Source organism: Streptomyces sp. NPDC006430, from assembly GCF_040612395.1.
Taxonomy (GTDB): domain Bacteria; phylum Actinomycetota; class Actinomycetes; order Streptomycetales; family Streptomycetaceae; genus Streptomyces.
Genome location: NZ_JBEXQA010000074.1, coordinates 1 through 7,335 on the forward strand (window position 1 = coordinate 1; position 7,335 = coordinate 7,335).

The window sequence follows — 7,335 nt, forward strand, 5'->3', positions numbered from 1 at the left end:
GGCCGGGTGCGCCCCGGCCGTACGATCGCGCGGGCCCGTTCTGCGAGGTGGCCGGGTCGTACGTGTGATCGCCGCCGGCGTGATCAGTGGATGCCGTACCGGGCGGCGATGCCCTCGACGACGATGTGCAGGCCCTCTTCGAAGTGTGCGTCGTAATCCTGGAAGAGGTGGCTGCCGGCGGCTGCGGACAGCGGGTAGTCGGCCAGGCGTTCGCCGCGCTCCGTCACGTCGTAGCCCTCGCGGCGCTCGCCCGGGGCGGGGTGGACGCCCTGTTCCTCGATCACGAAGCCGAGCGTGTACGAGAAGGCGGTCGTCATGGCCCTCACCGCTTGGGGCAGTTCGAACCCGGCGGCCAGCAGGTCCCGCAGGTACGCCTCGGACTGTTCGGCGTGGTCGGTTCCGGTGAAGCGCGACCCGGTGAACACGCGGGCTCCGTCGCGGTAGGCGAGCAGGGCCCGGCGCAGGCCGCGGTTGGCGGTCAACACTCGATCGCGCCAGGCGGACGCGGAGCCGTCGGCCCCGGGTTCCTCCGGCCCCCGTTCCCGCTCGTCCCGCTCCTGAGGGGGCGTGGCCATCCGCCGGAACATCTCCGTGGCCATCTCGTCGATCAGTTCTTGTTTGTTCTTGAAGTGCCAGTACAGCGCGGGCGCTTTTACATCCAGTTCCTGCGCGATGGCGCGGAGGGTGAGTTTGTCGAGCCCGCCTTCGTTGAGCAGCCGCAGAGCGGTTTCGGCGACGGTCGAGCGGCTGAGGGGCGGGACGCGCGGCGGTGTGTGCTGCGGCTTGGTGTTCATCGTCTGCCTGTCTCCGGGAGCTGCGCACTCACGGGTTGACAGCTTAACAACGTTAAGGGCATCCTGGCGTTATGAAGTTCCTTAACGTTGTTAAGGGGAGGTCTTGTCGTCCATGCCCGTATCGGGCGTGGACGAGGACGAAGGGGGAGATCGATGACGCAGCACGTGCACAACGGCAACGCAGGGATCGCGGCTCTGGGGAGCGAACGGAGCGATGTCCTGATCGTGGGAGCAGGTCCCACTGGTCTGGCCCTGGCCTGTGACCTCGCCCGGCGCGGAGTGCGCGCACTGGTCGTGGAGCGGTCACCGGAGCTGTTTCCCGGCTCTCGGGGCAAGGGCATCCAGCCCCGGACCCTTGAGGTCCTCGACGACCTCGGGGTCCTGGACAAGGTCATGCGCTGGGGCGGCCCGGCACCGATCGGCATGACATGGCAGAGCGGCAGCCGCACGGGCGAGTACCGCATGTTCGACGAGGCGGAGGCGACCGAGGATGCGCCCTATCCGGGGCCCTGGCTGCTGCCCCAGTGGCGCACCCAGAAAATCCTGCTCGACCGGCTCCGCGAACTGGGCGGTGACGTCGTGTTCGGCGTCGAACTGACCGACCTCACTCAGGACACCGAGTCCGTCACGGCCACCGTGGCGTCGGCGGAAGGCGGGAGTGCGGTGACCGTTCGCGCCCGGTACGTGGTTGCGGCCGACGGCGGCCGTTCCACGGTCCGCCGGCTCACCGGCATCAAGATGACCGGTGAGCAGGTGGACCCCGTCCCGATGCTGGTGGCCGACGTCGTCATCCCGACGCTCGACCGGGAGAACTGGCACATCTTCCCGCCCGTCGCCGGCGGCACGGGCTTCGCGGCCCTGTGCCCGTTGCCGCACGCGCAGGAGTTCCAGTTCGTCGCCCAGTCGACGGCGGCCGGTGGCGAGGTCACCGAGGAGGGCGTGCGCACCCTGGTCGCGGCGCTCACGCACATACCCGCAGAGGAGGTGACCGAGGTCCGCTGGGCATCCGACTTCACCGTGAACGCCGCTCTCGCCGACCGGTTCCGTGACGGCAGGGTCTTCCTTGCGGGAGATGCCGCCCACATCCACTCGCCTGCGGGCGGCCAGGGGCTCAACACCAGCATCCAGGACGCCTACAACCTGGGTTGGAAGCTCGCCGCCATACTGCGCGAGGGAGCCCCGGAGGCACTACTGGACACCTACGAGGAGGAGCGGCTGCCCAATGCCGCCGCGATGCTAGGCCTGTCCACCCGCATCCACCGCGGCCAGGAGCGGCGCGGCGCCGCCACGCGCCAACTCGGTCTCGATCACCGGGAGTCCTCGCTCACTCGGGAGACGCGCACCGGACTATCCGAGTGCGACCTCACTGCGGGAGACCGGGCTCCCGACGGAATCCGCGACGGAATACGGCTCTTCGACCTCTACCGCGGCCCCCACTTCACCCTGCTCGCGGTCGACACCCCGCTGCCGGACCGACTGCCGGCCCTCCCGGGGCTGCGTACCGCACACATCGGCCCCTACGAGGTGTACGGGCGCGGGGTGTACCTGGTCCGCCCGGACGGATACATCGCATGGGCCGGGTCTGCGGACAGTCCGCTCGAAGCCGCGGACGAGCTGCAGGCCTGGGCGTCCAGGGTGACGCGGGAGGTTCCCGTGGGCCAGCCGTAACCCGTAGGTGACGGCCCGTGTCGCCACGCCGAGGACCTGCTGGCTGGCGAGCGTCGCACGGGGATGCGGGCTCACCGGCCGTCGTACGCCGCCCGTGAGAAGATCCATCCGAACTGCGCGCTGGTCTCGACGCGGACGTGGAGGGTGACGATGTACGCGATATCCCTGGGCGACGACGGCGCGGAGCTGCGCCCGCTCGAACCGTGGCGGGCCGAGGAGTTCCTGGCCCACGTGGACCGGGGGCGCGAGTTCATCGGGCAGTACAACGCGCTGCCGGACGTCGTCACGGACCGGGAGTCGAGCCGGTCGTTCCTCCAGGCCTACGCGGACAAGGCCGCGGCCGACGCAGGGCGGCTCTGGGGCATCTGGGCCGACGGCACGCTGGTCGGCGCGGTCCTCTTCCGTAGGTTCGACGTGGTGCAGGGCATCGCCGAGGCGGGCTGCTGGCTGGAGCCTGCGGCAGTGGGCAAGGGGCTGGTGACCCGCGCCGTGCGGGTGATCATCGATTGGGCCGTGGAGGAACGGGGCATCCACCGCGTGGAATGGTGGGTTTCGGCCGGGAACGAGCCCAGCATCTCGGTGGCCCGGCGACTCGGGATGGCCAAGGACGGCGTGCTGCGAGAGAGCTACCTGTACCGCGGGAAGCGGCACGATGAGGAGATCTGGTCGGTACTCGCCCCCCAGTGGCGGGCGGCCCGGCTGGCCAGCCGCTCTCCCCACGTGCGGGACGGGGCCTGAACCGCTGAACGGCCCCGGCGAGGTGGCAGGAGCGCTCGCCGGGAGACGTCCGAGGTGCGCGGGAGCCTCCTTTCGGCCTCCGGTCAGGTGATCTGCCAGCGCTGGCTGTCGCTTCCGCTGCAGGTGGCCTGGACGACGGCGGCGCCGGCTGTGGTGGAGCCGCCCGAGACGTCCGCGCACAGCTGCGAGGAGCCGTTGACCAAGGTGTAGGAGCCGTCGGTGTTGAGGGCGAGCCGCCACTGCTGGTTGGGGCCGCCGTGCGGCGTCCAGGTGATCAACGGGGTGCCGGAGGTGCTGGAACTCGCCGGATCGTCCGGGGCCTTGCCCGCTGCCGTGAGGGCGCGGGTTCCGCTCAACCGGTCTCCGTACACCTCGAACTCGTGCACCTGGCGGCAAGCCGCGGAAGCACGTGCGGAGCGTGTTACCGTCGCGCCATGTCCAAGGTCGAGATTGACGCGTTGACCGCCGAGTTCTTCGGCGCCTTCGACAACCGCGGCGGCAAGGCCGCCGACGTGGCCCGGATCCGCAGGCTGGTCCTCCCGGGCGGGGTGATCGTCAAGACCGGCCCGGATTTCACGGCCTACACGGTGGATGAGTTCGTCGAACCGCGCGTGCAGCTGCTGAGCGATGGTCGGCTGGTCGAGTTCTCCGAGTGGGAGACCTCCGAACGGACCGAGATAGTGGGCGACATCGCGTCACGCTTCGGCCAGTACCGCAAGTCCGGGATCTTGGACGGCGAACCGTTCGAGGGGAACGGGACAAAGACCATCCAGTTCGTCCGCACCTCGCAGGGGTGGCGGATCGCCGCGTTCTCCTGGTACGACCAGCCCTGACTGGCGCGTCCCGGTGCTGTGACCGGAAGGGTTCACCGGCCCGCGAGCGGGCCCGGTGCATCATCCGGTCCAGCCCGCCGCCCGGCAACAGCGGCGCCATCCGGCCCAGTTCCTCAGCGAGGTCGGTGGTCCCGCGGACCTACCGCCACACTTCGGGGTCGGGCGATGCCGGAGCCTTCCCGGCCCGCCCAAGTCCTCGCGCTCCGCCGCCCGCGCACGACGGCGGTCACCAGGACCAGGACCGCCGCAACGCCGTAGGCCGTGGCGCTGACCGCCCCGCGCGAGGCGAACACCTGGCCCGTGACGTAGACGACGGCGCCGGCGACCGGCACGCCCAACCACTCCCAGCGCCCGTCCAGGGCCACCAGGGCCACGAGCAACAGCGCGTACCACGAATAGCCTGGCGTGAGCAGGAGGAACGCCCAGCCCGTCACCAACAGCGCGCCGCTCCAGGGCCGTCGGGGATCACCGCGCCACCATACGTACCCGCACACCCCCGCCATCGCCGCGAGCACCACCGGCAGTGCCCACTCGGCGGGCAGGGCCAAGCGCAGCAGCGCGTAGCGGGAGCCGGCCGCGGGGTCCTCGTACCCCTCCTCCTCGACGTATCCGCCGAGGTAGCCGAAGACGGAGCCGTGCGAGAAGAGGACGTACGGCAGGTACGCGAGCGCGGTGAAGGCGGCGGCGGGCAGCAGCACGGCGGCTGCGTCCCGGACCCGGCGTACGCCGGCCAACGCGCCGGGCAGGACGATCGCCGGCATCAGCTTCGTGGCGACGGCAGCGCCGAGGAGCAGCCCTCCGCCCGCTCGCCGGCGGCCCGGGCCCGGGAGGGCCACGAGCCCGAGACCGGCCACGGCGAGCAGCACCCCCAGGACGTCGATGTGGGCGTTGTTCACTGCCTCGACGGGCACGGCAGGGCACCACGCCCAGTACGCGGCCCTGCGTAGGTCGCTACCCCGGCGGCGCAGGATCAGCAGCAGCGCGCCGGTCACGCCGAGCGACAGCAGCCCCGCGCCGATCTGGAGCGGCTTGTGCCGGGCGCCGTCGGGGGAGAGCCGGTCGACGGCCAGGAAGTACGCCTCTGCCACCGGCGGGTAAATGGTGTGCACGGCGGGCCGGTTGATGCGGGTGCAGTGGGGGGTGTTTCCGGTGTGGGGGACGCGGGCCCGGTCCGGGCCCGTGCAGGCCGCACCCGTGGGGAAGAGCCAGGGGTCGCGCAGCCGGGCCAGTTCCGGGTCCTGCGGAGCGTGGTCGTACGGGGAGACGGCGGCGGACTGGACCCGCCCGTCCCAGGCGTAGCGGTACGAGTCGGTACTGGTCCGGGGCGGCGCCACCAGCCCCGTCGCCGTCACCGCTACGGCCCCCGCCAGCACCACCGGCACGACGCGGGCCGCCGGGACCCGGTGCAGCACGAACAGGGCGACGACGAACAGGGCCCAGCAGCCCGCGTACCGCCACGACAGTCCGGCCGGGTCGGTGAAGTAGCCGTCGTAGCGGATGGTGCGGACGAGGACGGTGGCGAGAGCGGCGACGGCGGAGAGCGAGGAGAGGGTGGAGAGGGCCGGGACGGTGAGGGCGGTGCGCAGTTTCACGTCCGCAGCGTTCCAGGCGACCGGCACGCACGGGGCCCGGCCGCCCCGCACGTCCGCGTTTCGTAAGGTGTCCGAACCGGCTGCGAGCACCGTCTCGGGGGTGTCATGGATCCATGCGCTTCCCCATCCCTCACGATCCGCCCGTCACGTTCAAGGCGCGGCTGCACGACGCCCGTACCGCCACTGCGATCGGTCGCTGGCTCGGTCTCGCCGTCGTCGTCTGCTTCGTCACCGGCGTGCTCAGTCACTACCTCCAGCACCCGCCGCACTGGCTCGCCGACCGGTTGCCGCCGCGCCCGTATTGGGGTTACCACCTCACGCAGGGGCTCCACGTGGCCTGCGGGACCGCGGCGGTCCCGCTGTTGCTGGCGAAGCTGTGGGCCGTGTACCCACGGCTGTTCGCCTGGCCGCCCGTACGGTCGGTGCGGCACGCGCTCGAACGGGCATCGGTGGCGGTGCTGGTGGCCGCGGGCGTGTTCGAGCTGTTCAGCGGGCTGCTGAACACCTTCCAGTGGTATCCCTGGCCGTTCTCCTTCGTGCCCGTGCACTTCGCGCTGTCCTGGCTGCTGCTGGGATCGCTCCTGCTGCACCTCGCCGTGAAGTGGCCGCAGATCCACGCCCATTGGACCCGTCGCTCGCCGGGTACCCTCGCCCTCCCCGAGGCCGACGGCCCCGATCGGCGGGCGCTGCTGACCGCCGTCGCGGCGGGCGTGGGGGCCGTGACGCTGACGACCGTCGGGCAGTCCGTGACCGCGCTCGCGCGGTTCGACCTGTTCGCCCCGCGCGATCCCGCCGTCGGACCGCAGGGCCTCCCGGTGAACCGGACGGCCTCCGCCGCCAAGGTCACCGAGGCCTCCGTACGGGACTGGCGGCTGACCGTCACCGGCCCACGCCCGTACACCCTCACACTGGACGAACTGCGCGCGATGCCGCAGTACGAGGTGACCTTGCCCCTCGCGTGCGTCGAAGGATGGAGTAAGTCCGCCCGATGGTCGGGGGTGCGGGTGCGGGACCTCCTCGACCGGGCGGGAGGCGGCCCGGGCGCACGGGCCCGGGTGGTCTCGTTGGAGGCGGCGGGCGCGTACCGGGTGATGGAGATGGGCCGCGAGTACGCCCAGGACCCGCTCACCCTGCTCGCGCTGCGGCTGAACGGCGAGGTGCTCTCCCTGGACCACGGATACCCGGCGCGGATCATCGCCCCTAACCGGCCCGGCGTGCTCCAGACCAAGTGGGTCGGCCGACTGGAGGTGGCGTGATGACGTACCGGTACGTCCTGGGGGGCCTCGGGCTGGCCCTGATGGCCTGGGGCGGCGCCCTGCTGCTCCAGCAGCCCTCGCCCTGGCGGATCGCGCTCTGGCTCGCGGGCGCGGTCGTCCTCCACGACGGGCTGATCGCGCCCCTCGTGATCGCGGTCGCCGCGCTCACCGCCGCCGCCGGCCTGCACCTGCGCGGGGTACCGCGCGCCGCCCTCATCGTCGCCGGCTCCCTGACCGCGATCGCCCTGCCCGCGCTGCTGCGGCCCGGCCACCCGGCCAACCCGACGGTGCTGCCGCTGGACTACCTGCGCAACTGGCTGCTGACGATGGCGGCCGTCGCCGTGGCCACGGCCGGGTACGCGGGGGCGCGCAGCTGGCTGCGTTCGGCACGCCGGCAGGCGTGAGCGGCAGGGCAGCCGGAAGCGGCTGACGCGGGTCGATCCGCGTCAGCCGC

At 71.8% G+C, this 7,335-nt stretch carries 8 protein-coding genes; 5 read left to right on the forward strand and 3 right to left on the reverse strand.

What is annotated here, in order from left to right; genetic code table 11:
* Window positions 1-83: 83 nt before the first annotated feature.
* Window positions 84-794: a TetR/AcrR family transcriptional regulator gene (locus ABZZ20_RS36370; RefSeq protein ID WP_356877259.1), complete on the reverse strand. Its 711-nt coding sequence runs from the start codon at window positions 792-794 to the stop codon at window positions 84-86.
* Between the two features lie 153 nt (window positions 795-947).
* On the opposite strand from ABZZ20_RS36370, the gene ABZZ20_RS36375 reads away from it, so the two are divergent.
* Together ABZZ20_RS36375 and ABZZ20_RS36380 are read left to right on the forward strand one after the other, a co-directional pair.
* Window positions 948-2,462 carry an FAD-dependent oxidoreductase gene (locus tag ABZZ20_RS36375; protein ID WP_356877261.1) on the forward strand — a complete coding sequence of 505 codons (1,515 nt, stop codon included), beginning with the start codon at window positions 948-950 and terminating at the stop codon, window positions 2,460-2,462.
* Between the two features lie 150 nt (window positions 2,463-2,612).
* Complete coding sequence (locus ABZZ20_RS36380) at window positions 2,613-3,200, forward strand: GNAT family protein (RefSeq protein WP_356877263.1); 588 nt, start codon at window positions 2,613-2,615, stop codon at window positions 3,198-3,200.
* 83 nt (window positions 3,201-3,283) lie between these two features.
* Here ABZZ20_RS36380 and ABZZ20_RS36385 read toward each other — a convergent pair whose 3' ends face one another.
* Window positions 3,284-3,556, reverse strand: coding sequence for an RICIN domain-containing protein (locus ABZZ20_RS36385; RefSeq protein WP_356877265.1), 273 nt, complete (start codon window positions 3,554-3,556; stop codon window positions 3,284-3,286).
* A 78-nt stretch (window positions 3,557-3,634) separates the two neighbouring features.
* On the opposite strand from ABZZ20_RS36385, the gene ABZZ20_RS36390 reads away from it, so the two are divergent.
* A complete protein-coding gene (locus tag ABZZ20_RS36390) occupies window positions 3,635-4,033 on the forward strand; it encodes a DUF4440 domain-containing protein (protein ID WP_356877267.1) in 399 nt (132 codons plus the stop codon).
* Between the two features lie 113 nt (window positions 4,034-4,146).
* Here the strand turns inward: ABZZ20_RS36390 and ABZZ20_RS36395 are convergent, their stop codons facing one another.
* Entirely contained in the window at window positions 4,147-5,625 is a 1,479-nt protein-coding gene (locus tag ABZZ20_RS36395) for a glycosyltransferase 87 family protein (RefSeq protein WP_356877269.1), read from the reverse strand.
* A 113-nt stretch (window positions 5,626-5,738) separates the two neighbouring features.
* On the opposite strand from ABZZ20_RS36395, the gene ABZZ20_RS36400 reads away from it, so the two are divergent.
* Window positions 5,739-6,881 (forward strand): molybdopterin-dependent oxidoreductase, encoded by a 1,143-nt coding sequence (locus ABZZ20_RS36400; protein ID WP_356877271.1) that lies wholly within the window; start codon window positions 5,739-5,741, stop codon window positions 6,879-6,881.
* A complete protein-coding gene (locus tag ABZZ20_RS36405) occupies window positions 6,881-7,285 on the forward strand; it encodes a hypothetical protein (protein WP_356877273.1) in 405 nt (134 codons plus the stop codon). The genes ABZZ20_RS36400 and ABZZ20_RS36405 overlap by 1 nt, the downstream gene beginning before the upstream one ends.
* Window positions 7,286-7,335 lie beyond the last annotated feature (50 nt).

Coding starts and splice junctions, on each gene's coding strand:
- ABZZ20_RS36370 (WP_356877259.1), bottom strand. CDS start 794: ATGAACACCAAGCCGCAGCACACACCGCCGCGCGTCCCGCCCCTCAGC.
- ABZZ20_RS36375 (WP_356877261.1), top strand. CDS start 948: ATGACGCAGCACGTGCACAACGGCAACGCAGGGATCGCGGCTCTGGGG.
- ABZZ20_RS36380 (WP_356877263.1), top strand. CDS start 2,613: ATGTACGCGATATCCCTGGGCGACGACGGCGCGGAGCTGCGCCCGCTC.
- ABZZ20_RS36390 (WP_356877267.1), top strand. CDS start 3,635: ATGTCCAAGGTCGAGATTGACGCGTTGACCGCCGAGTTCTTCGGCGCC.
- ABZZ20_RS36400 (WP_356877271.1), top strand. CDS start 5,739: ATGCGCTTCCCCATCCCTCACGATCCGCCCGTCACGTTCAAGGCGCGG.
- ABZZ20_RS36405 (WP_356877273.1), top strand. CDS start 6,881: ATGACGTACCGGTACGTCCTGGGGGGCCTCGGGCTGGCCCTGATGGCC.